19 protein-coding genes and 3 pseudogenes are annotated in these 25,753 nt (G+C 66.1%); 11 read left to right on the forward strand and 11 right to left on the reverse strand.

All coding sequences use genetic code 11. The features are described from left to right. The first annotated feature begins 5 nt into the window (after positions 1–5). Genes ABTV10_RS26640 through ABTV10_RS26665 form a run of 6 tightly spaced genes read left to right on the forward strand, consistent with a single transcriptional unit; the run spans position 6 to position 6,898 of the window. The gene (locus ABTV10_RS26640; protein ID WP_499035301.1) at positions 6–1,790 is read left to right on the forward strand and encodes a putative type IV secretion/conjugal transfer ATPase; all 1,785 of its coding nucleotides are present in this window, start codon (positions 6–8) and stop codon (positions 1,788–1,790) included. Then, a complete protein-coding gene (locus tag ABTV10_RS26645; protein ID WP_499035303.1) occupies positions 1,787–2,086 on the forward strand; it encodes a hypothetical protein in 300 nt (99 codons plus the stop codon). Before ABTV10_RS26640 ends, ABTV10_RS26645 begins: the two co-directional genes overlap by 4 nt. Next, positions 2,083–3,741: a peptidoglycan DD-metalloendopeptidase family protein gene (locus ABTV10_RS26650; RefSeq protein ID WP_499035304.1), complete on the forward strand. Its 1,659-nt coding sequence runs from the start codon at positions 2,083–2,085 to the stop codon at positions 3,739–3,741. Before ABTV10_RS26645 ends, ABTV10_RS26650 begins: the two co-directional genes overlap by 4 nt. After that, positions 3,741–4,295 carry a hypothetical protein gene (locus tag ABTV10_RS26655; RefSeq protein WP_499035305.1) on the forward strand — a complete coding sequence of 185 codons (555 nt, stop codon included), beginning with the start codon at positions 3,741–3,743 and terminating at the stop codon, positions 4,293–4,295. Before ABTV10_RS26650 ends, ABTV10_RS26655 begins: the two co-directional genes overlap by 1 nt. A gap of 18 nt (positions 4,296–4,313) precedes the next feature. Next, on the forward strand, positions 4,314–6,320 hold the full coding sequence (locus ABTV10_RS26660) for a type IV secretory system conjugative DNA transfer family protein (protein WP_499035306.1): 2,007 nt from the start codon (positions 4,314–4,316) through the stop codon (positions 6,318–6,320). 2 nt (positions 6,321–6,322) lie between these two features. Then, positions 6,323–6,898 carry a DUF4913 domain-containing protein gene (locus tag ABTV10_RS26665; RefSeq protein WP_499035308.1) on the forward strand — a complete coding sequence of 192 codons (576 nt, stop codon included), beginning with the start codon at positions 6,323–6,325 and terminating at the stop codon, positions 6,896–6,898. Positions 6,899–7,195: 297 nt separating this feature from the next. Here ABTV10_RS26665 and ABTV10_RS26670 read toward each other — a convergent pair whose 3' ends face one another. Together ABTV10_RS26670 and mobF are read right to left on the reverse strand one after the other, a co-directional pair. After that, a complete protein-coding gene (locus ABTV10_RS26670; RefSeq protein ID WP_499035309.1) occupies positions 7,196–8,107 on the reverse strand; it encodes a hypothetical protein in 912 nt (303 codons plus the stop codon). A gap of 308 nt (positions 8,108–8,415) precedes the next feature. Then, positions 8,416–12,858 carry a MobF family relaxase gene (gene mobF / locus ABTV10_RS26675; protein ID WP_499035311.1) on the reverse strand — a complete coding sequence of 1,481 codons (4,443 nt, stop codon included), beginning with the start codon at positions 12,856–12,858 and terminating at the stop codon, positions 8,416–8,418. Positions 12,859–12,944: 86 nt separating this feature from the next. Here mobF and ABTV10_RS26680 point away from each other — a divergent pair, with 86 nt between their 5' ends. Then, entirely contained in the window at positions 12,945–13,532 is a 588-nt protein-coding gene (locus tag ABTV10_RS26680) for a hypothetical protein (RefSeq protein WP_499035312.1), read from the forward strand. 144 nt (positions 13,533–13,676) lie between these two features. Here the strand turns inward: ABTV10_RS26680 and ABTV10_RS26685 are convergent, their stop codons facing one another. The 5 genes and pseudogenes from ABTV10_RS26685 to ABTV10_RS26705 all read right to left on the reverse strand — a co-directional run. Beyond that, a complete protein-coding gene (locus ABTV10_RS26685; protein WP_499035314.1) occupies positions 13,677–14,666 on the reverse strand; it encodes a Fic/DOC family protein in 990 nt (329 codons plus the stop codon). A gap of 1 nt (position 14,667) precedes the next feature. Next, positions 14,668–14,859 (reverse strand): hypothetical protein, encoded by a 192-nt coding sequence (locus ABTV10_RS26690; RefSeq protein WP_499035315.1) that lies wholly within the window; start codon positions 14,857–14,859, stop codon positions 14,668–14,670. 774 nt (positions 14,860–15,633) lie between these two features. Then, positions 15,634–16,533: a hypothetical protein gene (locus tag ABTV10_RS26695; protein ID WP_499035316.1), complete on the reverse strand. Its 900-nt coding sequence runs from the start codon at positions 16,531–16,533 to the stop codon at positions 15,634–15,636. A gap of 117 nt (positions 16,534–16,650) precedes the next feature. Beyond that, on the reverse strand, positions 16,651–17,409 hold the full coding sequence (locus ABTV10_RS26700) for a hypothetical protein (protein ID WP_499035317.1): 759 nt from the start codon (positions 17,407–17,409) through the stop codon (positions 16,651–16,653). 549 nt (positions 17,410–17,958) lie between these two features. Then, positions 17,959–18,745: pseudogene (locus ABTV10_RS26705) on the reverse strand (integrase core domain-containing protein); the annotation flags it as partial. Between the two features lie 97 nt (positions 18,746–18,842). Here ABTV10_RS26705 and ABTV10_RS26710 point away from each other — a divergent pair. Then, positions 18,843–19,169, forward strand: a complete 327-nt coding sequence (locus tag ABTV10_RS26710; protein ID WP_499035318.1) for a hypothetical protein — start codon at positions 18,843–18,845, stop codon at positions 19,167–19,169. Positions 19,170–19,194: 25 nt separating this feature from the next. Here ABTV10_RS26710 and ABTV10_RS26715 read toward each other — a convergent pair whose 3' ends face one another. Continuing rightward, positions 19,195–19,383: a hypothetical protein gene (locus ABTV10_RS26715; RefSeq protein ID WP_499035319.1), complete on the reverse strand. Its 189-nt coding sequence runs from the start codon at positions 19,381–19,383 to the stop codon at positions 19,195–19,197. Between the two features lie 154 nt (positions 19,384–19,537). Here ABTV10_RS26715 and ABTV10_RS26720 point away from each other — a divergent pair, with 154 nt between their 5' ends. After that, positions 19,538–19,831, forward strand: coding sequence for a hypothetical protein (locus ABTV10_RS26720; RefSeq protein ID WP_499035320.1), 294 nt, complete (start codon positions 19,538–19,540; stop codon positions 19,829–19,831). Here ABTV10_RS26720 and ABTV10_RS26725 read toward each other — a convergent pair. Next, the gene (locus ABTV10_RS26725; RefSeq protein ID WP_499035322.1) at positions 19,828–20,154 is read right to left on the reverse strand and encodes a hypothetical protein; all 327 of its coding nucleotides are present in this window, start codon (positions 20,152–20,154) and stop codon (positions 19,828–19,830) included. The genes ABTV10_RS26720 and ABTV10_RS26725 overlap by 4 nt on opposite strands. Before the next feature lie 917 nt (positions 20,155–21,071). Here ABTV10_RS26725 and ABTV10_RS26730 point away from each other — a divergent pair. Then, positions 21,072–22,269, forward strand: a pseudogene (locus tag ABTV10_RS26730) (RNA-guided endonuclease InsQ/TnpB family protein). Between the two features lie 367 nt (positions 22,270–22,636). Here the strand turns inward: ABTV10_RS26730 and ABTV10_RS26735 are convergent. Next, positions 22,637–23,899, reverse strand: a complete 1,263-nt coding sequence (locus ABTV10_RS26735; protein ID WP_499035323.1) for a zeta toxin family protein — start codon at positions 23,897–23,899, stop codon at positions 22,637–22,639. Between the two features lie 3 nt (positions 23,900–23,902). Continuing rightward, complete coding sequence (locus tag ABTV10_RS26740) at positions 23,903–24,373, reverse strand: hypothetical protein (protein ID WP_499035324.1); 471 nt, start codon at positions 24,371–24,373, stop codon at positions 23,903–23,905. A 281-nt stretch (positions 24,374–24,654) separates the two neighbouring features. Here ABTV10_RS26740 and ABTV10_RS26745 point away from each other — a divergent pair. Next, a pseudogene (locus ABTV10_RS26745) lies at positions 24,655–25,476 on the forward strand (ScoMcrA-related endonuclease); the annotation flags it as partial. Positions 25,477–25,753: the final 277 nt, after the last annotated feature.

Raw genomic sequence — 25,753 nt, forward strand, 5'->3', positions numbered from 1 at the left:
CGACGATGAGCACACGCACTGTAGAGAAGTCCAAGGCGAAGCCGCAGAGCCCGGCTGACAAGATCGCCCGCTCCCTGCTGTCCGACGCCGATCTCGCTGCGCTCGAGTCCGCGGTCGCGGCCGAAACGAACGGCGTCAAGAAGGCGTGGAAGCAGGTGCTGGTCAAGCGTCAGTACAACCTGCGCGCAACGATGGAGCGGCTGAACAAGTCCCGCACCGACGGGTTCGACCGCGAGGTCGCCGCCCTCGACGAGAAGGGCTTCGCCGGCCCGGGCGGCGGCCGGATGTCGACGGTGATGCCCCCGGTCGAGTATCGGGGCACCACCGTGCAGGTCGCCGGTATGTACCCGTGGATCGTCGGCGCGAAGGCGCCGCTGCTGGGGGAGCCGCTGGGCCGGCACCTACGCACCGGTGCCGCAGTCGGATTCGACCCGCTCTACGCGTGGAAGATGAAGGCGATCTCGGCGCCGTCGTGCTTCATCTGCGCACTGAACGCGTTCGGTAAGTCGACGCTGCTGCGGCGAATCTGCCTCGGCGACATCGGCCGCGGCACGCATGTGATCGCGCCGGGCGATGTGAAGCCGGACCTTCGCGCGCTGGCGGAAGCTGTCGGCGGGCAGGTCAGCGAGGTCGGGTACGGGACCGGGTCGATCAACCCGCTCGACCGTGGCCCGATCGGTGACGCGATCGAGCAGCTGCCTGTGGGATCGCTCGAGCGTCAGCGTGCCGAGTTCGCCCTGCACGCACGCCAGTTGAACATGGTGTGCGCGCTCCTCGAGATCGTGCGCCGTGGTCCGCTCAAGGACTTCGAGGAGACGATGCTCGCCTCGGCGATCCGTCTGATCTACGGCCACCCGGACTCGGTGTTCAGCACCGCCAACCCTGCGCGGATGCAGGACCTGATCGACATCATTTCGGATGCTCCGGTGGAGCTGATGGAGGACGCGGTCGCCGACGACGGGGACGAGTACCGGGCGCAGATCAAGCCGCTGCTGCGGTCGATGCGAGCTCTGGTCAAGGGCCGTTTCGGTGAGACGTTCAACCAGCACAGCACCGTTCGGATCGACATCACCAAGCCGATGATCGATCTCGACATGTCGTCGGTGCCGCCGGGTGACGAGCTGATGCGCGCCGCCGTGCTGCTCGCGGGCTGGAACGAGGCGTTCGCGGCCGTCGAGGCGGCGCACATCCTCGCCGACGCCGGCCTGGGCCCGAACCGGGCCTTCCACATCGTGATGGATGAGTTCTGGCAGGTCCTGGCGTGTGGCCCGATGATGGTCGCCCGCGTCGACGCGGTTCAGCGTCTGCAGCGGGCGATCGGTGTCGCGATGACGACCGTGACGCACTCGATCGCCGAACTGGAGAAGGCCGGCGGCCTGGGCCTGATCGAGCGTTCCCGCGCCCGGATCATCGGCCCCGTCCCGGAGGCGGAGGTCGACCGGCTGAGCAAGTTCATGAAGTTCTCCGAGACCGAGCGGGCGATGCTCACCGGCTGGGCGAACGACGGGACGTCGGCCGTGGACGAGAAGAAGGCGGTCCGGCAGGCCCGCCGCAAGGCCGCCGTGAACGTCTCTGCGAACTCGATGGATTCGGCGGCCGAGACCGTTCGGGAGACGAAGCGGACTGCGGCCGGTGTCGGTCACTTCCTGCTCAAACTCGGTGAGGGCGCGGCCCCTGGAACCCCGTTCAAGGTGTGGGTGCCCCCGGTCGAGGCAGCCTCCGGCATCCACGACACCGATGCCCGTCTGCGGTCGGCCGACGAGGACCGCGGAAAGGAATTTGCAGCATGACCTCCGAGCGACGCCGGTACACCGTCGTCGACGACGACACCCGCGACGCAGCCATTCGTGCGGTCGTCACCCGGATTGGGGCGGGTGACAGCTTCACTGCTGCGGCGCGGGCGGCCGCCAAGCAACTCGACGTCGCGGAGACGACTGTCCGGGCGTGGGTGAACCGATCAGGGCTGCGGCCCCGGCGCACCGTCAAGGAGGTGGCGGCGCTCGAAACGGAGCTGGCGATGGCGCGAGAGCTGAATCGGGCGCTCGTGGCGAAGTACGGACGGGGAGAGGGCTTGAGGAGCGAATGAACGACAAGGGGGGGACCGGGCTGATCGCTGTGATCGTCGCACTGGCTCTCGTTCCGTTCATGCTGATCCTGCTGCTCATGGTCGGGATCCAGGACGAGGAAGAACAGCAGGCCGGAACGAGTTGCCTCGGACCGTCCAGCGGATCGTCCGGCGGTGACCGGCTCGCGCCGTTGGGCTCGTTCGTCAAGCCCGTCGACCCCTCCACCGTCATGCTCACGTCCGGGTTCGGTGCACGGTGGGGCGAGCAGCACAAGGGTATCGACCTCGCCGGCGACATCGGCACCCCGATCTACGCGGCCGCCGACGGCACCGTCCGCAACGCCGGTACCGCAGACGGTTTCGGCCAGTGGGTCGTTCTCGACCACGTCCGCGACGGCCAGCTCGTCTCCACCGTCTACGGCCACATAGACACCTACAGCGTCGAGGTCGGCCAGCAGGTCCGGGCGGGTCAGCAGATCGCCACGATCGGCAACCGCGGCGTTTCCACCGGCCCGCACCTGCACTGGGAAGTCTGGCCCGGGGGATGGGGCACCACCGCCGTCGATCCGCAGCCCTACTACGACTCCGCGCCGGCACCCGGCGCAGACAGCGCCGGTCCGCCGACCGCGGTGCCGAAGCCCCCGGCCGAGGTGCTCGCTGGTGATCTGTCGCAGCCCATTCCGGCGTCAGCCGGATCCGAGGCGAACATGCAGGTCGATACCAAGCGCCTGATCCGAGCCCTGCACGCGAAGTTCGGCAACCGGATCAGCACACTCGGCGGATGGCGCGCCGACGGCGGCGGTTTCGGCGACCACCCCGAAGGACGGGCGATCGACGCGATGATCCCGGACTACATGTCCGGCCCCGGCGTCCAGCTCGGCGACGAGATCCTCGACTACGTCATGGCGAACGCCGAGCCCTTCAACGTCGAGTACGCCATCTGGCGACAGACCTACTACCCGGTCGGCGGCACCCCGAACCTGATGGAGGACCGAGGCTCGGAGACCCAGAACCACTTCGACCACGTCCACATCACCGTCAAGGGCCAGGGATTCAACGAAGACGGCTTCAACTGGGGATCCGCCCCCGGTGGCGGCGGCAGCGCGTCGGCCGCTGGCGCTGACTGCGTGATCTCCGGTGAAGGTCTCGGTGACAGCATCGCCCCGGGCAGCGTGCCACCGGAGTTCGCGCCGTGGTTCGAACGGGCCGGGCGGATCTGCCCACAGATCAAGCCGTCGCTGCTCGCGGCGCAGCTCTCCCAGGAAGGCAGCTTCCAGCCGCACGGCCACAACGAAGACGGCGCGGCGGGCTACACGCAGTTCATCGACGCGACGTGGAACGTGTACGGCTATCCGGTCGACGACCAAGGCCGGCCCACCGGACCGGCCGGTGCCGGCGACCGCAACAAAATCTCGGACGCCGTGATGGCGCAGGGCAACTACATGTGCGACATCGCCAAGAAGGTCGACGGCTGGATCGCCGAGGGCAAGGTGTCCGCCCCGAACGGGCGGATGGAGCTGTACCTCGCCGGGTACAACGCGGGCGAGTACGCCGTCCTCGAAGCGGGAGGATTCCCGACCGGCGGCACCGACTACGTCGTCCAGACCCGCCCCTACGCCGACAAGATCATCGCCAACGAGCCCAACTTCCGGGCGATCAACGGAAAGGACCAGTAGTGAGGATCCAGCGCGCAACCGCAGCAGTGGCATTGACCGCCGCGACCGCCCTCGCACTCGTGGGCTGCGGAAGCGACTCCGGCAACGATTCCGGCGGCCCGCACACAGGCAGCGACGATCACGCCGTCATCGACCCGCTCTCTCCGCAGGAGATCGACGCCGACCAAACCGCGATCACCGCCATGCAGACGATTCTGTCCTGGCAGCCCGCCATCGACGAGAGCCAGGCCGAGGCCCTCGTGCGGGCCAAGCCATGGCTCGGCGGCGAGCTCCTCGCCACGGTCGAGGAGAACAAGCGGGCGACGGTTCGTCCGGACCGCGACTGGCAGAAGTGGGCGGCCGCCAAGGACGCACTGACCGCGAACTGCGTTCGCTCCGACACCACACCGGCAGCGCCGGCCGGAATGCGCACAGTGGTAATCGACGTCACCTGCCGGCAGACAGTCCTGCACGCCTCCGGGCAGAGCACCCCGCGTACCCCGGAAACCTGGCGCACCACCGTCACCCGCACCGACGACGGCTGGCGACTGACCGACTACCGATTCCAGCAGTAGATAAGGAGCTGACTCGCTATGGCACGTGCACGACGCGACCGGCCCAACGGCAGCGCCAACTCCGACGAAGTGTTGTTGAAGGCGCTTCCCGTCGTCGCCGCGGTGGCGTTCTTGCCGACCATCGCCTACAACCAGGGCGGCGGTGAGAACCCCACCTGGAACCCGATCGCACTCGTCCTCTCCCTCGGGACCGGAAAGACGAGCTGGCCCGGCGGCGCGACCTCGGTTCTGATCCTCGAGCTGATCCTGCTGGCCGTCGCCGTCGGCGGCGGATGGTGGATCCTGCGCAAGCTCGGCGTCACCGAGAAGGTCAAGGACAAGCGGTCCGAGATGCGGATCGACAAGCTCGCGCAGACGATGGTCGACCCCCGCGAGGTCGACGAGACGAACATCAAGCACCTGGCGGCCACCACGGAGCGCATCGCGCCGGCCATTCCGCGCGATCACCCCGGATACCTGGGCATACCGCTCGGTAAGACGGTCGTGGGCAACCGCGATCTGCGGCTGCCGTGGGAGTTCGTGTGTATCGCGTTCGCCGGCGCGCGCATGGGTAAGTCGGCCGGTCTGGCGATCCCGGCGATCTGCCACGCTCCCGGTGCGGCGATCGTTGCCTCGAACCGCGGCGACGTGTACTCCAACACCGTCGGCCTGCGCCGCAAGACGGGCAAGGTGTGGCTGTTCGACCTGCAGGGCGTCACCACGGGTGACCGACGCCAGCGGGCGACGTTCTGGTTCAACCCATTGCGCACCGTGACCGACCTGCCGTCGGCCGCGGCCGTGTGCGGCTACTTCATCTCCGCGGCCACCGACGCGAACGCCCGGGTCGACGCATACTTCGACGGCAACGCCCGCGACCTGTTCGCCTCGTACATGCTGGCAGCGTCGTTGGCGGGCGGCGACATTCGGCACGTCGTCGAGTGGCTGACCAACACCCAGTCGCAGATCCCGCCCGCAGTGCTCGAGCAGTACGGCTACCCGGAACTCGCCCGGACGATGCGCGGCAAGCAGGCCGTCAACGCGAAGCAGCGCGACGGCTTCTACGACATGGCCCGACGGTTCCTCGCTCCACTGGACGAGCCCCGCTACGCCGAGGCCGTCATGCCGAACGAGCGCATCACCATCGGCACCGACTCCGGCGGAAACGTCGTCACCACCCCGGGCGAAGAGATTCACGACCTGCCCGAGTTCATCGCCGAGGAGTTCGTCGCGCGCACCGACACCATGTACGCGATGTCGAAGGATGGGCCCGGCTCGTCGTCGGCGATCTCGAGTGCGCTCGTCGGGCAGATTCTCAACTGCGCAGAGGAATACTCCGAGCAGCAGGAATCGGAGCGGATGCCGATCCCGCTGACCGCGGTCCTCGACGAGGCCGCGAACATCTGCAAGCTCGAAGACCTTCCGCGCTGGTACTCCCACTTCGGTGGCCGCGGCATCATCCTCATCACGTTCCTGCAGTCCCCGTCCCAGGGCGAGAAGGTCTGGGGCCGCGAAGCGTTCAAGGGCATGGTCGATGCCTGCAGCGTCACCTGGTACGGCGGCAACGTCGACGACGACGCGTACCTCAACAGCCTGGTGAACGCGATCGGTACCCACTACGTCGAGAGCGAATCCCGCAACCGTGGATCCGGCATCTTCGCCGCCGGCCAGTCGACCGTGTCGTCGAGCTGGCAGAAGGAGAACATCTTCGAGTACCGCGACCTCAAGGCCCTGCCCGTCAGCCGTGCCATCGTTTCGATCGGTGGTAGCTCACCTGTTCTCGTCCGGAAAGCATTCTGGGCGAACTCGCCGTTCGCCGACGAGATCCGCCAGTCGAAGAAGGAAAACAAGGGTGCACAGCCCGAGGAGCAGAAAGCGCTGCCCGTCGGCATCTCCGACCGCCCGCCCGTGATCAACTTCCCCGTCGAGCCCGAGACCGCGGACATCGCTCCCCTTCCCGCGCCGACACCGATCCGTACTGCCGATACCGACATGAATGCCTCTCGCGTCGATGCCCTCTTCGATTCCGAGTTCTTCGGGAAGGACTGAACATGGCCCAGCTTGATACCTCGGACAACCAGGATGCCGTTAGCGAAACCACCGAGGACGCGGTCTTCCCACGGGAGGACGACGATCCCGACACGTCGGATGCTGACGATCTCGAAGACGATGAGGAACTGGACGACGAGGACGACTTCGTGGACGGCGAACCGGAACCAGGCGAGTACAAAGGGGATGCCGGCGTCGACGAGAATCAATTGATCGAGCCGCAGTTCGCGAACGTCGTCGAGTTCGTCGAACAGTACTTCCTCCCGATTATCCGTCGGCGGATTGGCGACTCCGACGGTGGACTGTCGTGGGATGCACGCTGGTGGGCATACCCCGAGGTCGTCGCACGCCTGACCGCGCTGCACTACGCATGGGAAGAAGCCCGGGTATCAGATTCGATGTCCGCCATGTCTTCTTGGTGGATCCAGCACCTCGAGCCTCACCTGCGGGTGATCCTCGATGGCGATACCGGACCGATGGCCAACGCCAAGACCACCCGCGACTGGATGGGCTGGCCAGCTATGCCCGCAGACGACGTCCCCAGCAACGTCTTCGACCTCATCGTCAACAACGGTTGAGGGGTAGAAGAGTTATCCACCCCACTTGTGCGGACCCGGTTGTCGTACCGCTGACCTGCCAGCGAACTCGGTCGACCTCGTTCCATCGACGATCCTTGCCGCCATCGCCCTCCTGGCAGCGATGGGCGTTGCGGCCGTCGTCGCCGCAATGCGGAAGCGCTCCACAGCCGCTGCCAGCAACCGACTCGGCGCATTCGGTGTGATCGCCGCGGTGATCACGACGGCGTGCTTCACGCCACCGGTCTCCTGAAACGACGGCGGGCGCCCCGAACTCGGGCGCCCCACCGTCGTCGTGCACTACATACTGGGTGTCATCGATAGGTCGCGTTCGGTTCCCACCTCTTGAACGAACGCGACCTCGTTGTTCTGGTCGGGTTCGCGTTCGATGTTCAGCATCTCCTTCGCCGACCGAGGGTGCCCGAGCTTCACTGCTCCGAGTGCTTCGAGCAGCTCCTCGGCGAGCTGCGGCAGATTCACCGGCGACAGGTTCGGTGCGACTTCGTCGTCGCCGTGCGTCGGTCCGATGGCAGTTGCCAGGCCGCGACCGGCTCGTTTGAGTGCCTGTCCCATCTCCTCGACTTCGGAGCGTCGGTTCGGCGCCTGCGTGGTCCCGGGCGTGTCGGTGGCCACGGGTTTGAGGTCGGCCGATACGTCGGCCTGGGCCTTGGCCTCTGGATCCTGCGTTGCGGCGGGATCTACAGCCGTCTCCTGCTCTGCGACAAGTTCGGTGTCCGGTGTGGTCTCAGCTTCGAGGTCTGGCTCCTGCTTCTCCGTCAGTTCTGCAGCTGGGTCGGTCGGGACGTCGAGTTCCGGGCGTGGTTCTGGGACATTCAAGTGTTCCGTCGACAGCGAGTCGAGCTTGTCGAACGGAGGCAGAGCGCGGGCTGCGACGTAGCCGAGCGCGACGGCAGCGGCCGCGTCGAACATCCGCTTGTCCGAGACCGCTTCGGCATTGGACCGTTCGGTGTCCCGCTGCTGAACCTGTTCCGGCGCCATCCGCGCCGCCTGGTAGGCGGCCTGCTCACGGTGGTACTGCTGGGAGCGCAGCGCCTCGAGACGAGCGGCGTTCTCCTGGGCCAGCCTTTCCCACCGCTGCGCGTTCGCAGACTGGATGCCCTCGAGATGGCGGGCGGCGGCGGCCGCAGCGAGCACCTGGATCCTCGTCTGATCCTGGGGCGAGCTGTTGAACGCGCCGAGTACCTCGCGCATGGGGCGTGGCTTCGGTGTCGCATGTCCCTGTTCCCGCTGCCGGTCGACCTTGGAGAGGAAAGCGGTGACGTCGCTGACGTCCTGATGAGCTTGCTCGCGCGCTGGGCGCCGGGCTGACTGTGCCCAGTCCGGCATAGGCGCAGCAGGCTGTGGGAACACAGATGCGGCCGCTGCGTCAGTCGGCCGTTGAACGTTGGGTGAGGTCCCCTGCGACCGGATCGGCCGACGGAGTCGGCGCTTGTTGTCGTTGTCAGCCATGTCGTTTCTCCTGCTTCCCCCCTCGCATCCCTTGCGAGGATCCGGTGATCTCACATATCCAGTTCGGTGTCGTGATCGCGCTCGACGTTCGGTGCGACCTCCTGTCCGAGCGGTTGCGGCGCTGGTGTCGCCCCCGGGCGCTTCCGCTGCGCCGGGCCGGAGGTCCCCGTCGACTTGCGGTTCTTGAGTTCGGTGTCGATCAGTTCGAGACGCGCGCGTTCTGCGTCGGCGGACTTCTCAAGGCGTGCGATGCGGTCGGTGAGCTTGCCGACCACACGCTCATCAGTCACGTGTGCACGGGTCCGACGTGCGGCGGCGGCACGATTGGTTTGCGCGGACCTCTCGATCACCGGCCAGTGGCGTTCCGGTGGAGCGGCCGCCTCGGCGTTCGCCACAGTCCGGGCCGCCTCATCGATCTGCTGCGGTGTCGCGACACCGGAGCGTTGCACTAGATCCAGGTGCTCGCGGGCGTGCCGGACGGCGTGGATCTTCCGCTCGTCCGCCTCGACGGCTGCGACGGCCGTGTCCACGGCGGACGTGCTTGATCCCTTGCCTTGGGCCTCGTCAAGCGCGTCCTGAGCGCGCAGGATCGCGGCGCGATTCTCCCCGAGACGACGGCGACTCGACGTACGAGCGACCACGAGTTCGGCATTCGTGTAGCTCTCGAACGGTGAGACAGATTCGCGCGCAGGTGCTGCCTGTACCTTCTCGATCGTCCGCCCGACCTTGGCTGCCCAGGCAGGGGAGAGGTGCGCGAGCGGGTCAGCTTCGTCGGCCGGTGCGTCCGCCTTGATCCGCGAGATCGCCACTTCGCGTGCAGCGTCCTCCCACAGCGTGATCTTCCGCGGGTCCTTTCCAGGGTCGCCCAGCGCCACGATCCACGGAGCCTTCTCCTCGACCGCCGTGGTCGTGTACGAGTCGACGTAGGCGTGCATCTGCTCCTGCTGCGAGCGTGCGTGGGCGGCGAGGATCGGATCGGTCTCGGCCGCGGCATCGCTGAGGGCGGGAACCGAGTACCGGGCCACGGCGTCGGTCCGCCGCCGGGGGAGCGGCGGGTCCGCGTTTTTGGTGCTGATGGTCTCCTGCAGCGCCTTGGCCATGGTACGTCCAGGCGCACGCCGCCCGGTATCGAGCTCGCCGGCCTTTCCGGCGGCGCGCATCTTGGCGGCCGCATCGGAGAGCAGCGTGCGGGTGTCCCAGCCGAACGTCTCGGATTGGGCGACGATCTCGACGATCTTCTCCCAGCCGCCGAGCTGGTGGACCCAGGAGAATTGTCGTTCGGTGAGGATCCGGCCGAGCAGGTTCTCGGTCAGATCCTCGTAGAGTGCGCCGACGGCGAGGTTGTAGGTGCTGCGCAGTCGGTCCCACGACTCGGCGCGCTGCTGCTCATCCTCGATCATCTGATGGACGGTTCGCTGCGAGCCGTCGCGAGCGACGATCTTGCGAAGAAGATCGACCGCGGCAGGGTGCTCGCCGGGTAGATGCTCGAAGTCCCAGTCCGGAAGCTCGTCGTGCGCGGCATAGACGATGTTGGTGTTCTTGCCGCGAGTCATCGCCACGTACAACGCTTGTCGGTCCATGTTCGCGGCCGCGAGAACGTGACAGCTACCGACAGTCATGCCCTGCGACCGGTGCACGGTCGTGGCGTAGCCGAGTTGCACATTGTCGGTGATGTAGTCGGCAGCGACGGTCACTACGCCGCGGGAGACATTGTTGCGCAGACGCAGTGAGCCGTCGTCGCCGATCTCGACGATGGTCCACAGATCGCCGTTCTTCACGCGACCGGTGCGCTTGCCATCGGAGTCCTTCACAACGAACTTGCTGTTGTTCTTGCGGGTGACCACGACGTCGCCGACGGCGGCTTCGAGGCCGTCGGCCAGCACAATGCCGGGCCCGCTGACGGTGCCGTCGGCGCGGTAGTAGGCGGCGGCCTTGGTGTTGAGTTCGCGGACCAGGTCATTCGTCGGTGCCACCATCAATGCCACCTTGCCGGCCTCGATGTCGGCGACATAGGCGTCGAAGACCTTGTCGGCGAGCTCGTGCCGCATCCCCTCTCTGATCCGATCGTGGCGCGTGTACCAGTCGAGCGCGTTCTCTGCTCCGGAGCGCAGCAGAAGGCTCGCGGCGCCCTCACCCTCGGTCGTGAACCGGTGGACCTGTTCAAGGAATGGGGCGTCGGTGCGCTCGGCCAGATCTCGCAGCACGCCACCGGCTTCGACGGACGCAAGCTGCTGCGGGTCACCGAGAAGACGCACCACCGCGCCAGCCTCGGTAGCGATACGGGTCAGGTCCGCCAGGTCGCGGGCGGACGCCATGCCGGCCTCATCGACGAGGAGCAGATCACCGGACTCGATACCGGTCGGAACGCCGACTCGGGCGCGGGTGAGCACGTCCGCGATCGTGCGGCCCTCGACGCCGATCTCCTCACCGAGCACTTCGGCGGCGCGGGCTGACGGGCCGAGCGCGATGACCTTTCCGTTCGTGTCCTCCCACGCGCGGGCGATGACAGCGGCGGCGGTGGTCTTGCCGGCGCCTGCGGCGCCGACGGCCACCGCGACCTTCTTCCCCGCGGTGAGGAAGTGCTCGATCATGGCAACCTGATCTGCCCCGAGAGTGTGGCCGGCCTTCTTCCCTGCACGCCGGATCTGCCTGCGAATGACGCGATCGGCGACGGTGTGCATGTCGTCGATCGCCGCGTGCTCGCGCATGAACTCCTCCGCGTCGAGCACCGACTGCGCGGTGTATCGCATCTCGGCGCGATCGACATCCTGGATGCGCCGAAGGCCACGCTCGACCCGCTCGCTCACCCGCTCCGGAGCGTCGTAGACCTCGGTGAAGGTCGGCAGGCAGTAGTCGCGAAGCACGAGTTCGAGTGCATCAGACTCGACCGTGAGAACGTCAGAATCCTCCACGAAGCTGAACTCCCGCAAACGGCGCTGAATCTCGGCATTTAGCGAGAACACCGTCCACGATCCGGCCTTGCGCGACAGCGAATCGGCGACCTCCTCGACGAGCGACGGCAGGTTCGCCGGCACGAACGGCGGACGCGCGTCACGATCGTTCTGGACGCCATCTACCAGTTCCTGGGGGTTGTTCTCGACGAGAATCGCGGACGCGCGTTCGCGCCACTCTTCCCGTAGCTCCGCCAAGGAACGAGGCGGGTTCTTCGCATTCCTGGTGTCGAGAGTCGCCTGTTGTACTTGCGCGTACTGGACCTTCTTCGGCGGGTTCTTGCCGTACTTCTCCTTGTACTCGCGCGCGAGCTCGGCTTGCCGATCCTCGATTTGAGCGCGCCGGGAGAACTCCTCGAGCAGGCTCACCGGGATTCCGTCGACCTCGTACACCGGCTGCTTTCCGACAGGGGTATCGGTGCGGGGCGCGAAGGTGACACCGAGTTTGCGTGACACCAGATCAGCGACCCTGGTGTTGTACCGCTCGGACGCCGCGACGTTCGCCTTGTAGAGCACGCTGCCGTCGATCGTCGTCCACGTCCCGTCAGCGAGGACGCGGTTGAGGATCGCGCTGTGGGTGTGCAGGTTCGGGTCACCGATGCGGTTGTCGAAGTGATCGAACCGTGCGATCAGCAGACCCTCGGCCTTGACCTTGCGCGCGCCGCCAGCGCCGCGGCGGGTGTAGATCACCTCGTCCTCGATCCACGACAGCGTCTCGTCGACCGCCTGACGGTGAGCTTTCTCGACAGCCTGTTTCACTCGTGCGTCTCCGAGAGCCCACAGCAGGGAGATCGATTTCACCGGAGTGAATACCAGGTCGTACCCGGCGACGGGCTGTCGCATCTTCGCGTACTGCTCGCTGACGAACTTAGTGATCTCCTCGTCGCTCAACAGGTCGGCCCGGTCGCCCCTGGTGCGGCGCAGATGCTTGAGTGCCGTACTGCGCTGGATCTCCGCCCGCGCAGCAGAATCCGGGTACTCGCCGTAGGTGGCCTTGTACGCGGAGCAACGCTCCTCGACGTCGTTGACGAACTCCTGGCTGTTCTCGTACCACGAAAACGCCTTGCCGAGAGCAGTGCTCGCGGACCAATCCAGGCGCTCGTCGAGCGAAGCTCCCTTCCCAGGCCGGGTCGCGAAGGCGTTCGGTGTGCGTGCCGCACCGAACACCGAACGCATAGCGTCCTCGGTGACTTCGGTGCCGACGGCGACGCCGACCTTCTCGGCGAGCTTGCCGCACCAGACGCCCGGGGGAGTGCCCTTGGCGACGTAGTAGTCGACCGCATCAGCCTTGCGCGACTCGGTGGCATCGCCGGTCGCGACGTGCTTGGTCAGATACGTGTAACCGTCACCCGCGCTGAGCTTGTGGACAGTCATCACGCGGGCCATTGTGCCAGCTCGCAACTTTAGTGCATGAGGTGTGTAAGGGTTTTTGGGCTGACCGTAGGTCAGCCCAGGGCATCTTGAACCTCGATGGTTCTGGATGCCCTGGGGGGCTGCGCGTGTGAGGCACCTGACAGGTCGATTCGTCGTGGAGGTGACCAAAGCTCTGACACGTGAAGTGGCACCGGCTCCGCAGGTGCGGAACGCCCCGCCCGCCCCGCCCGCAGTGAGCCGATACACTGCGGCCCATGGCCACGTCCTCGAACGCGGCGGCACGCCGCTCCCTCCGCCCCCACACCGCCCCGAATGTTCGCGAGAACCTCCGTCGGGAGCGGGAGCGCCTGCTCGCGCGGCAGGCAGAACTGGAGAAGCTGGCCGGACCGATCAATGAAGTTGCCGCACAGCTGGCCAAGCTAGATGCGATCGTCGACTCGCGGTCGACTGCGGCCGAGCGGAAGATCGAGCAGTTGGTGAAGGCACGGGACAAGAAGATCGAGAAGATCCGTGAAGAGTTTGCTGCGAAGATCGAGGCGGCGCAGAAGGAAGCCGAGTCAGCGGACGGTGGCCTGACGCCGGAGGAGCAAGCGCAGGAGGATGCTCTGCTGATTGATTACGCGCGGGCCGTCGTCATGTTCAGCGCCGATGCGTCGGTGACCGAGCTTGCCTCGGTCCTGGGTGTTAGTACCCGCGAGGCGAAGAGGACTGTCGAGCAAGCGAAGAAGAACCTAGCAGCTGCAGGTATCGCCCTCGACATGGCTGAGAACAGTTCGTCGGCGGCTAGCGCAGATACCGCCGCCCCACAGGCGTTCACCGAGTCGGCCACTGTCGCGTCGTGACGGATCGGTGAGCGGTGATCGACGAGCGAGGCTGGACTCGCGATCAGCGCTCACTCGCGGTGCGTGAAGCTCTCGGGAACGGTTACAGCGCGGAAGCGTTGTTCCATGTGCAGACAGACCCCTGCCCCGGCCGGCGACTCTCGTCTAGACCTCGTACCCGGCGTCGACGGAACGGGTCTGCGATCGCTCGGTGTTCACGCGGTCGTGCTCCTCGGCTGCACTCGGTGCGGCGTTGCAACCGGACATCATCGCGCTCGCCGATCGGACGTGTCCGGTGGGTGCGGCGCTGAGAGCGTTCGCGTCGAAGTCGCGTTCGATGGTCGGCGCGGCTGCCGACTTGGTCGCGCCGTGGTCGACGCCAGGGGCTTCGATGATGGCGGCGTCGAGTGCGCCGCGCATCAGTCGAAGATCGCCGGTCTGCATGTATTCGAAGCGGCCCCAGACGAATTGCTCGCGCAGATCGCCGACGGGCGAGTTGTCGTTCTGTTTCGTGTGGTTGCCGTCGCGGAAGCGTTCGGTGTCGAGGACGTACCCGGCTTCGGAGGAGAGCTGTCGGAAGAACGCGAACTGGGTTCTGGTGTTTCCTTCTCGAAACGGGTGAACGTAGTTGACGCGTGCCCAGATCTTCGTGAGCTCGTTGATGAACTGGTTGCGGCTCATGCTGCGTAGGTTGTCCTTCGCGGCGATGCGGTCGAGTGCCGCGGTCGCGGCCTGAGGTACTTCGCGGGCGGTGAAATAGGCGTGCGGGATCTCCGGCGCGCTGCGCGCGGTGGCGCGCACGGCGGCGACGTCGGGACCTGTCTTCACCATCGCCCAGTCGCGGGGTGCGGTGCGCAGCTCGCCGGCCCACGGGTAGACGTCTTGGAAGATGCGGTGGTGGATGCGTTGGAGATGTTTGAGGTTGAACCGGCCGGGTATCGGGTTATCGTTCAGCTCGTCCATGCGCATGTACGTGGCGATGCCCTCGTACCGGTGGAGGGTGTCGGCGTCAGGCACGCCGTGCGGGTACTCGGGCGTCTGGATGACGAGGTTCTTCATGACCGCCTTGTCGAGGTCGGGCATCCCGTCCGGATGCCACGCGACGGTCTCGGGGATGAAGTAGTCGACCCACTCCTGCGAGAAGCGTGGAGCCATCTCAGTGCGTTCCGAACCCGTTCTCGTGGAGCAGGGCAGCGCGCACGTCGTCGAGGCTCTTGGTGCCGCGCATGACGTCGACGAGGAGTTCCTTGTCGTTCTCGCTCATGCTGCGCCCCTCCATCGCCATAATTGGTTCCATCGCGGCGAGCGAGGCGCGTGCTTGCGCGTCGGTCTTGCGGCTGCTGGTCATGTGACCCCCAGGAGTGAGAATGTGTGCGATCGGACCGGGTGAGGCGCGACAGTGCATCTCGTCCCATCCGTCGTGTCGATCATATGGTTCTTCTCGGCGGCCGTCGGCCTTCCGGCGTCCACTCGACCAGCTGAAGGGGTCCGCGGGTCGAGGACGGACGGCGCCGCGTACCCGACCGGACCGTGTCCGCGGCGACACGGCCTACTCGTCCTGATCCCGCCGGGCAATGTTGCAGCGCCGCGGAATCGGCGCGGCGATCGCCGAACCGGGCGATCAGGCCGGTCACCGTCGCGGGCAGAGCCGCGGCCTGTAGGTCTGCGAGGCTCGTGATGGCCCCTCTGTCGTCATGTGGGGTGAACATTGCTGTGCCGCAATAGCGGTGCCACACGAAGCCATGCGCCCGCGCAGTCGCTGTCAGGTTGGCGACGACGGTGGGTGGGTGCGCTGAGACTGTCTTCGTCGACTCTCATGTAGAGGTCCGGTGCGAGCCGTACGCCTTGAGCATGTCGATCGGGGTCCGGTCGTGGAAGAAGGTTCGGATCAATTGGAGGAGTTGTGAGGTCAGCACTCGACGAATCGACCGGCACGATATTCGACTACGAGGAAGTCGCACTTACCGCCGGCAGCTGATTCCGTCCCAACCGCATTGCCTTCCAACCCCAGTTGCACAGTCTTGCTCGACGCCGCAAACGCTGAGTCCGGCGGCAAAATGGCCGTAGCGGGACGCTGTCACCCGCTCCGCCCGCTGACGGAGGTCGGTGAGGGCGCGGGTGCTCATCCACATTGTTCGGGCGGCGGGGCGGCTCCCACCGGGGTGAAGTTGATACGGATCGCCTCGGATCGTGGCAGCAGGAAGGCGACTCCGTTGCCACGGCTCCATTTGGCCGGCAGCAACAGATATTGGTCCCCCGACTGAAGGATGAGCTTCAGTCCGTCGTAGCGGAAAGGGTAGGCCACGTCGGCGCCTTTGCAGCCAAGCTCTACGACGCCGGGCGCGGAAAGACCAAGGCTCTTCGATGAATAGATCGACACGCTCGGTTGTTCCGCGAGGTGTTCGACCTGTTCCATTGCACGTCGGGTTCCGACAGCGGCCGAGTAGTCGGAGACGGCCCAGAACAGGCCGAGACCAACGAGAATGAAGACCGTCGCCCACTCGCCCGCGCTGAGCGAGTCTGCATACGACGTGTCGATCTGCTGATTGGTGCGCCGCAGCTGGAGGGCCGCGACGATCAACAGTGTCCCGGCCACGATGGACAAGCCCGGCAGAGCGATATACCTGTCGAGCACTGTATTTACGACGCTGCTGGTCAGACCGATGCCGACAAGGATCAGTCCGATGACGGCAGCTCCGATTGTCAGCGATCGACGGCTGGCATCGATCCGCGGTAGCACGAACTCACGGAAGATCCTGCGAAAGAGAAGGAGCACCGTGAGTAAGCACGCCGCGGTTGCGAGCGGGACGAAGAGGGAATCCTGGCTGCGCATCAGATAGTCCTGGGTCGTCAGCCCGAGCGTCGTCGAGTTGACGCCGAAGTAGTCGAAGAACCAGTATGCATGCGACCAGCCGAAGAAGAACAACAGTGCGGTGAGCAGGGTCGTCGGTGCGGCGATGTTGCGGACTACCCTGCCAAACCGGGATAGGCCGGTATCTACGGGTGAATCACTACCTGTCACGGGTTGTCTCGTAGCTGGACGGCGCAGGCCCGTGGTCACCTTTCGTGTACGGCCTGGAGCCCGAACACGCCGATTGGACCTGAGACTGTCTGGCATGCGCTTTCCAGAGGTCGCTGACTATCCGCCGGAAGGTGCGGCCGGTTCCGTGGGCCCGACCTCGTTGCCTGTCGTGCCGTTGTCTGTCGTGCCGTTGCCTGTCGTACCGTTGTCTGTCGTGCCGTTGCCTGTCGTACCGCTGCCCGCCGTGGTGCTGCCCGCCGTGGTGCTGCCTGTCGTGGTCTTGCCCGTCGTGCTGTTGCCGGTCGTGGTGCTGCTTGTCGTGCTGTTGTCTGTGTAAGAGAGCGGACACGGCTCGCTGCCGCTGAGCTTGACTACTACGGCCGTCCCGGCATCGACCGTCACAACATCACTTTCTTTCGGACGATCGGGGTCGAATCCGGCGAACCTGCAGTGCCCATGATCCGGAGAGGTGATCACATACGACAGCGTGACGCAGCCGGGACTGTTGCCCGCATCCTTGCATGCCTGTGCGAATGCGGATTCGATGTCCTTCTTCAAGTCCGTGTCGAACTCTTTGCCACGCTCCTGGAAGTACGGAATCTTGATCGGTGAGCCCTTCGCGGCCGGGGGTCGGCCGCCGTCCGGATCACCCGGCGCGTTTGCAGAATCTGTTGGCTCACCGTTGGATTCCGGCATACCCGCGGATTCCGGCGGTTTGGCCCCGTACGGATCAGGATTCTGCTTGGCACATCCCGACATCAACACGACGGCGATCACAAACATCAAACAGCTCAGGGCCATGCCTGCCGAGACGTACGAGCTGCTGGTACGACGACGATCAGAGGTCGCTCCGAGGACTCCTCGTGTGCTTCCCATGGCCACTCCACCCCGGCCCCCGTGGATTGAATGATGCTCCGTACAAAGCGTCCCAGGAAGCCAGGCTGGTGTCGAGAGCGAGGGACGCTGTGGGTGGTTTGCGAGGTCATCACGCGGGGACTCGCTGCGCGATGACGAGCCATCCACGGGCGTGGTCCTGGTCTTCGAGCTGGTTGAGCGGCACCTCTTGCTTGTGCCGCGTTGGCGGATGAGGAGTGCAGCGCGGCCGAACTCGTCGGGCCGGTGTCCTCGGGCATCAGCGAAGGCTGCGAGTCGCTGCGTCCGGTTAACAGGGAGGTGTGGCCTCGAATATCGGCGTAAGTGTTGGAGAGAAGGTCGCCCGTGCGTGGGCAGGCCTTCGCCAGGGTGGGCAGGTTCTTCCCCTCGTCGCAGGCTCGGTGCGCGGGCGGGCCGAGGGTCCGAGGCTGCGGAAGGTCCGGTCGTGGACGTGTCCGTGCGGGCGGTCGACGACCGGGACCTGAAAGCAGCACCGAGCATCCTCGCTCCCGGGCGGGGGGAGAGGCTAAATGCCTCTAGCTGTACCCGCCATCAGGTTGGGGCCATACGGCTGACGGGAGGAAGGCCGCCGAGTGCGCTGTGCCGTCGTCGAGTGTTGTAGTACTCGAGCCAGGGCGCAAGCGCCGCGGCGCGTTCGGCGTTGCCGGTGTAGACCTGCCAGTAGGCCCACTGCTGGGTCCGGTTGAGGCGTTCGTCCTTGCCGTTCTGCCGCGGGGAGTGCGGTCTGATGGACTTCTGCCGGATGCCGTGGTCGGCGCAGACCGCCCGTAGCGACCACCGGGAGGGCCCAGGCGTTGTCGGTCATCAGCCGGTCGATGCGGGTGATGCCGTGGCAGGTGAAGTAGTCGATCGCACGGGCCAGGAAACCTGCACAGGTGGAGCCCTTTTCGTCCGAGAGGATCTCCGAGGAGGCAAGCCGGGAATGGTCGTCGACGAGCGGATGTACATAGTCGAGTCCTGTCCGGGTGCTGCGGTCGCGGGCGGTCGATCCGCTTGCGCGTCCGGGTGGGCGTCATCCGCCGCCGTCGGGGATCCGGCCGCGCCTTTTGACATTCATGTGGACCCGCTCGCCCGGCCACTCGCGCTCGTAGCGCACGGCTGTCGTTCTCGGCGAGTGGAGCGCCTTGCCGGTCAGCGGGTCACCGTCTGCCAGGTGCGGCGCCCGCTGTCGCCGCAGGACCCGCGAGACGGTGCGCGCCGGCACCCCGAGTTCGGCTGCGAGCCAGTCCGGTCCACGGCGGTCACGCATGCGCAGCTCGACGATCCGGGTCTCGACCTCGGCTGCGGTTCGGGTCGGCATCGTGTGTGGCCGTGATGACCCGAATACTGATCTGGCGGTGAGCTTGGGGCCCTGGACGAGTCGACTCCGAGGTCGGGGACTTCTACCGGAGCTCACCGAATCTTGCGGCATCACAATGGACACCGAGCCGCACCCCGGCGGCATCGGATTCGCGAACATCATCGACCGCGTCGCGGAGTCGGCCACGCTGGCGACCTTCGGCGGGGAAGGAACCACGACACCATGGCACCCGAAGATCCGCCGCATCCCCATCGTCACCCCGACGCCCGCTTACCCGGTGGCGCTGCTGTGGCGGCACACCGCCACCGACAATCCGCAGCTCACCACCCTGCTCGACTTCATCACCAACAGCTACGACTCCAGCGCAGCCACGACTCTGTGGATGCCGGAGCCAGATCGTGCGTTGTTCACGCGTGACTGCCGTGTACAGGCGTCGGCATAGTTCTTCGCCCAGACCGGTGGCTTGGTCACGTGCCGATGTTCTTCTCGCGCAGGATCTCTGCGATCATTTCCTCGAAGGTGATGGTTCCCTGCAGGAGCTGCACGGTCAGCTCCTCATCGCGAGGGTCGACGGTTGCCCCATCCATTTCGACGATCGGTGCAAGGCGTGCGTAGGCCGCTCGTGCGTCGGCTTCGCTGATCTTCTCGGTGCTCATGGTTCCCTATCTGATGTGTGCGGGTGGCGCGAGTTGAAGTGGGTGACGCCCCACCGATGTCGCGATCCTATGGCGGTGACGTTTGCGCCAGTCGGATCGTGAAGTCGGCCGTGTTATACGAGTCGAGTTCCTTCTCGGGAGTGTGGTTTCGTTCATGCCTATAGTCGGGATGGAGTTCGGCGGTGCCGGGTTGATGCCGACACTGGGCCTCGTCGCGGAGCGCCCTCTCGCGGTCGTTGAGTATGCGCCACTGCGCGCGGATCCGCCTCAGCTGCGCGGTGGCGGTGTTGATGAACTGGCAGGTGACCTCGACTTCGTCACCGAGGCGATGCTCGTGTGCGGTGGCCAGTGCCTGTTCGGCGGCTGTCAGGGTGCGAGACAGGTGCTTTCCCTGCCGCTCCAGTTCGGTGAGTTGGTCACGGACCTTCGCCCATCTGGCCTGGGCTAGAACGGTAGCTCCGGGTCCGCGGGCGGGTTGCGCGCGATCTCGTCGTTGATCAGTGCCGTCAGGTCGTCGATGATCGGATCGTGCGCGGTCATCGGTACCGGCTGGTTGTCCTCGATCCGTTGCGCGATCGGTGCCTGCGCCAGGCTGCGGAACGACCCGGGCTTCTCGAGCCATACCCGCTCGACGGTCCGCTCTGCTGCCTTCAGCGGCCGCACGTTCGGCGTGCGCCAGCGATTCGGATCCGGTGCTGTGCGTGCTGCGTCCCATTGATGTTCGGTCACGCTGTCGGCCCAGGCCTCGAAGTCCGCTCGCGCTGCCCGCACCTGTGGATACGGCTCCTGTTCGAGGACCACCTTCCGGGCGGCTCGCCATGCCGGCGCATTTGCCTGCGCCGCGTGCTGGTTCGTGTCCTGCGGGCTCGATGTCCTTGCTTGTTTCGGCGTCCTGTGCTGCGTGTTCGGTCAGTTTCTGTAGGCGCAGCGCCTCCCCGTCGGTCTGGGCCTGCTGCTGGCTGGGGGCGATGCTGGGTCGATCCCGATCCCCTCGGTGAGGGTCCGTCGTGTCTCGGCCGCGATCAGCGGGTCGATTTCCTGGGGTCTGTCCCGGGGACTCCTCGTCCCGCGGTGCCATGGTGTGCTCCATGCTCCTCGCACTCGACCGCGCCGTGATCGGCGTCTTCGCGTGCACACGAGCTCCTCGGCTGCGGCGGCGTTTACGCGCAGTCCCCACGTACGATGGGCGGCATCGAGATAGATATTACTACAGTAATGCCCTCTAGGTGAGTTTGACCTGCGGTTAAGCGGCGTGGCTAGCTGACGCGAACGTCTCTGGGCTGTGCCAGATACACCCCTACGACGACGAGTAACGGGAGAATCAAGAGCCCTCCGATGCCGGCCATCACCGCGCGGCCGCCGCGGCCGTGGCGGCGATACGACCGCCGCGCGCAGATGATCGCACTGAGCATGGAGAGTGCGTTGAAGATGAGAAACACGGCCACTGGATCCCCCCTGTACCGGCGGGGTGAGCATCTCCCCGCCCAAGTAGTTGTCGAAGTGTGTCTACCCCACGGCACCGACTTGTTGGGTATGCACACCGTGATATGTCGTAGAGCGCGAACTGGTCTCGCGCGGGCTGGCGCTGACTGTGTCTCGGTCATCGGATGTTTGGCGCGGATACTCTCTCGTTCACGGGGAGAGGAAGCGCCGTCCTCCTTTCTGTCGGTGGTGTCGGTTAGGTTGCCGTGTGTGGGGAAGTTGTGCGGTACACGTATCGCCTGCGGCCTGGGTCGCGGGCGCAGCGTGTACTGGTTGGGGAGTGGCATCGGTGCCGGTTTCTGTGGAACGAGGCTGTCCACCAGCAGAAGTCGGGTGGGCGGTCGACGTTCGGGAAGCTGTCGAGGTTCCTGACCGCGTCGCGGTCGCGCAATGCGTGGTTGCGAGAGGGTTCGCAGGTGGCGCAGCAGCAGACGTTGCGCACCAATGCGCAGGCGCTGGAGCAGTCGTTCACGGTGAAGGGTCGGGGCTGGCCGGTTTTCAAGTCGCGTAAGAAGGCTCTGTTGTCGTTGGAGTTCACGCGCCGGGGGGTTCCGGATCCGCGACGGCCGGCTGGTGCTGCCGAAGGGTGTCTCGGTGCCGGTGGTGTGGTCGCGGGGGTTGCCGTCGGAGCCGACAAGTGTTCGGATCACGCGGGATTCGCTGGGGAACTGGTATGCCTCGTTCGTTGTCCGACGTGAGGTCCCGTCCGTGCCGGAGGGGGCGGGTGGGATCGGTGTCGACTGGGGTGTGTCCACTACCGCCACCACGACCGACAGCGAGTTCGATTTGCCGTATCTCGGGCACCGCAAACGGTGCGCTGCGGAACTCGCGCGGGCGCAACAGAAGATGGCCCGTCGTCACACCGGCAAACGCGGACCACAATCCAATGGTTACCTGCGTGCGCGGCGGGAGGCGGCGAGGCTGCACAAGAAGGCCGCCCGCCAAACTGAGCATGACTCCCGTGTGTGGGCGAAGAAGGTCGTCGAGCGCCATGATCTGATCGCGGTCGAGGACTTCACACCGAGGTTCTTGGCGCGGTCGTCGATGGCGCGTAAGGCCGCGGATGCGGCGATCGGCGCGGCGAAACGGGAACTTCTCGAGCGTGGTGTGCGGGCTGGCCGGAGGGTGGTGTTGGTGCGGCCCGCCTATACGACGATGAGGTGTTCGGGTTGTTTCGCGAGAGCCAAGCAGCGACTCGGACTCGGCGAACGACTCTTCCGGTGCACGGCCTGCGGGTACACCGCGGGTCGGGATCGGAACGCTGCCGGGGTGATCCTGGCTGTGGCAGAGCGCGGCCACACACGTGTCGACGACGTCAGACAATCAGATCGCCTCCCTCGGGGGGGATGGTCCGGTTGCGGTCTGAGCGTGAAATCTCCTGCCTTCAGACAGGAGAAGCGTTAATCCGGTGAAGCTGACGGATGAGCTTGGCGCGATCGCACTGACGCCGAGTGGGCCACTACCAGCAGATCCGAGGGCCTCGGCCCGCGGATCCGGGCCGGGACCTCGCTGAGCCCCAAACCATGTCGTGTTGGGTAGCGGCCCACTCCTTGCCGCTGGGATAGACCGTAGCCCGGTCCCCTGACAATCTTTGGCGATCGCTCCTGCTCTGCGCGACTTCGCCTCAAGCGCCGGACTTGCGGCGGTCGGTCAGGTATCGCCCACCAGTAGTGAGAGTGTCTGTGCTGTCTGAGGGTGGGGCGAGCAAGGAGAGTTCGCCCCACCCGTCCGGTCGATCCTAGGACGGTTTTGCGGCCGATGCCGGTGTGGGTCAGAAGCCGTGTTCGCCGCCCACACCGTGGTCGAGTCCTCGTGACGCTGTGCGGGTTTCGTCGACCGATGGGCGGTGGTCGGGCTTCGGTTCCGGCCTGCGTAGGTTGCGTAGCGGCCGGAGATTTGTGCCGGCACCGAGGCCGCGGGCGACACTTTCGTCGACTGGCCGCTCGGCGATCGGTTCGGTCGGTTCGACGATGGCATCGCCGAAGACAGTGATCAGTTCGCTGGGTTCGACGATGGCGCTGACTGGTTCGCGGTGCTCGGCCCCGCGTGGCTGTGGTGTCGTGCTGGCGGCGGTCCAGGTCACGGTCAGCTGCCCGCCTTCGGCGAGGCGTTCACGCCGCTCGACGTGTTCGGCGGGCAGATCGGCGGCCGCTGTCCGGTACAGGTCGTACTGGGTGACCGCGGTGTGTGCTGCGCTGACCTCTGAGGCGTTGACTTCGGTGACGGACTTGCCGTGCAGCGGCAACTTGTCGGGTTCGCGGAACTCGGTGAACAGGCCGGCGACGGCGGTCGCGGGCACCCACCGGCCGCCGAGTTGAGCGGTGGGGTCGGCCGGGTGTTCGAGAGCGCCTTGGAGGCCCAGGCGCCATCTGTGGACGATCCGGTCCGCCGCCACCTCCTGCGGGGCTTCGACGTCGACGACCCGGATCGTGTAACCGGCCCGGCTCAGGTCGCCAACCAGTCTCTCGGCGTGGGCCTTCCATGAGAGGGTGCCGTCGATCATGAGGTTCTCGCCGCGGGCAACGGACTCGCGCATAGCGGCATCGAAGAGGAAGTCCGTCGACTCGCGGTGCACGAGAGCGGACAGCTCGAGCGGATAGAAGCGGCTGGCCTCGCCGGGCCGCGCGCGCAGATGCGGCGGCAGCAGCTCTTGCAGTGTGCCGTCCGCGACCGCCGCCTTCAGGAGGTCCCGCTTGAACACGTCGGCATCGAGTTCACGCCATTGACTCCGATCCAGCCCGTCGAAGAGCTGGTCTTGTGTCGAGGACTTACCGGCGCCGGGCGGGCCCGCCATGATGATGGCCATCCGTTCCGCTGCGACGTTCGGGTTCGACTCCCGCCACTGCTCGAGGATCTGCTCGTGCAGCCTCGCGCGGCGGAGTGTGGGAGTCAGCTTGCCGTCGATGTGCCGGAACCATCGGCGATTGTTCACCGAGGCGTGCGGGGTGTCGGGCTGGAGGGGACTGTCCGCGTCCCGGGTGGACAGAGAAGCGAGGTAGACGCGGCGGGCTTCGATCTCGTCGGGTGTCGGCACAGGTCAGTCGTCCGCGAGGGCATCGAGGAGGGCGTCGTAGTCCTCGTCGGTGAGGAGCCCGTCGCGCAGCGCACGGCCGATCTGCAAGTTGAAGCTGCCCTCGACCACAGGGGCGCCGTCGTTCACCCACTCGAACGGGTTCGGGTCGGCGGGTGGTTCGTACTGCCATCCGATCAGCTCGCGCAGTGCGACAGCGCGGTCGATCTCGCCGGCGGCGTAGCGGGCCGCGATCTCGTAGGCGGTGCCGCCGTGCGTGCCGGGGCGAACATCGGGTGCGTCGATGCGGGCGCGGCGGAGCATGTCGCTGATCGTCGGCTGGCTGACCTTGACCATCCTGGCCAGCGTGACCTGCGTGTACCCGCGTTCGTGGAGCTGGCGCAGGCACCGCAGATACGCGATGTGGGCGGCGGTCTCCCGGGCCTTCTGCCGGCCCAGGTCTGCGATCAGCTGCTCGGGGTCCATTTTGATTGTCATGTCACTCCCTCCCTCTATAGGAAATCCTATATTCCGTGCTAGGGAAAGGAAAGGGCCTTCTGGGGAGATGATCGCCTCATCGGGAAGGGACCCCACGGGAGCCTGGGAACTATCCGAGGACGGGAGGCTGCGCCGCAGCGGCCGAGGGATCGGCGCGTTCGGCGTGTCCCACTGTGATTGGGCAGGAACGTCGGTGTCGCACCTGCCGCACCGAAAGGTGATCTGATCGAGCAGGACCGAGGCAGCATTGTTGTGGCCGTTGACTACTCGGCAACGACCGGGTGTCAGTCTGCGGAGGGCGCAGCGCAGTTCCAGCGATCTCTAACTCCGCGCGGGCTGACTATGAGCCCAGCGGACCTCGAGTCGGATCCGGCAGTCACCAGGCGGACATCACGCGATCAGCGATCCTCGACGCACTCGACGAGCACGATCGACTTCGGCAGGACAGGTTCCTCACCGACTACGGCTTCGGTGCCGCCACGAAGTACCGCCTCGCATACAACGGAAAGCTCTACGACTCGAAAGCGATCGTCGGTGTCGCCCACCGAAACGCGACCGGCACCCTGCTCACGTCATCGGAATTCAGTGGCGGGGATCCGGTGATCCGCGTTCTCGAGCGCACAGGATCCGAGGTGGTCGCCATCGCCGAGCAGGAGGACACACCCGCAGAGGCGACGCTGCTTGGTGACCTGAAAGACCTTCGACCCCACGTCAACCGAGACGGAAAGCCCGCCTTCTATCAGCCCGTGACACTTCTGTGGGCGATCTCGCGCGCCCGAGCGGGCGAACCCAGGCTGGTGCCGTACCAGGAGGCGTCACCCGAGCTACAGCGGTGTCTCAGCCCGTTTCAGCTCGACCACAGCGCGCCTTCTCCCGCGAATCCGTGGTTCGCACTGAAGAAATCACCGTGGTGGGAACTCGTCGTTCCTGACGGCAGATCGGTGACGCACAAGGACGTCAACCGCTTGAACCTGCCCGCCGGCCTGTCGCGGACCGCCCACGAACGGATCGTCACGGAACCCGCCTTCGCTGACCGCGCCGTCGCCGCTCTCGCGCAGATCATCGGCGACCACCAGACGCTGCCCCCGCTGCTGCGCGATCTGAACCTCGACGACGTGCGAGACGGCCCCTCCGCAGCTCGTCCGCGGGTGCCGACCGTGACATCCGTGCCGCTCGAAGTCAGTCACACCGAACGTTTCACGAGCTCGTCGACTCCGGAGCCCGCACCCCGAGACCGCGAGCGACACGAGGCCCAACTGCAGCGCGAGTACGCCCGACACCTCCGCGGCCTCGGACACGAGCTCTCCCGACACCGAATCGCCTTCCCCGAAGGAGACAGCGACCTCTACCCCGATCTCTACGACCACACGACCGACGAAT

This window comes from Paraburkholderia sp. RHO2, assembly GCF_050955445.1.
Lineage (GTDB): Bacteria > Actinomycetota > Actinomycetes > Mycobacteriales > Mycobacteriaceae > Prescottella > Prescottella agglutinans_A.

Coding starts and splice junctions, on each gene's coding strand:
- ABTV10_RS26640 (WP_499035301.1), top strand. CDS start 6: ATGAGCACACGCACTGTAGAGAAGTCCAAGGCGAAGCCGCAGAGCCCG.
- ABTV10_RS26645 (WP_499035303.1), top strand. CDS start 1,787: ATGACCTCCGAGCGACGCCGGTACACCGTCGTCGACGACGACACCCGC.
- ABTV10_RS26650 (WP_499035304.1), top strand. CDS start 2,083: ATGAACGACAAGGGGGGGACCGGGCTGATCGCTGTGATCGTCGCACTG.
- ABTV10_RS26660 (WP_499035306.1), top strand. CDS start 4,314: ATGGCACGTGCACGACGCGACCGGCCCAACGGCAGCGCCAACTCCGAC.
- ABTV10_RS26665 (WP_499035308.1), top strand. CDS start 6,323: ATGGCCCAGCTTGATACCTCGGACAACCAGGATGCCGTTAGCGAAACC.
- ABTV10_RS26670 (WP_499035309.1), bottom strand. CDS start 8,107: ATGCGCGAGGTACTCGGCGCGTTCAACAGCTCGCCCCAGGATCAGACG.
- ABTV10_RS26680 (WP_499035312.1), top strand. CDS start 12,945: ATGGCCACGTCCTCGAACGCGGCGGCACGCCGCTCCCTCCGCCCCCAC.
- ABTV10_RS26685 (WP_499035314.1), bottom strand. CDS start 14,666: ATGGCTCCACGCTTCTCGCAGGAGTGGGTCGACTACTTCATCCCCGAG.
- ABTV10_RS26690 (WP_499035315.1), bottom strand. CDS start 14,859: ATGACCAGCAGCCGCAAGACCGACGCGCAAGCACGCGCCTCGCTCGCC.
- ABTV10_RS26700 (WP_499035317.1), bottom strand. CDS start 17,409: ATGGGAAGCACACGAGGAGTCCTCGGAGCGACCTCTGATCGTCGTCGT.
- ABTV10_RS26710 (WP_499035318.1), top strand. CDS start 18,843: ATGGACACCGAGCCGCACCCCGGCGGCATCGGATTCGCGAACATCATC.
- ABTV10_RS26715 (WP_499035319.1), bottom strand. CDS start 19,383: ATGAGCACCGAGAAGATCAGCGAAGCCGACGCACGAGCGGCCTACGCA.
- ABTV10_RS26720 (WP_499035320.1), top strand. CDS start 19,538: ATGCCTATAGTCGGGATGGAGTTCGGCGGTGCCGGGTTGATGCCGACA.
- ABTV10_RS26740 (WP_499035324.1), bottom strand. CDS start 24,373: ATGACAATCAAAATGGACCCCGAGCAGCTGATCGCAGACCTGGGCCGG.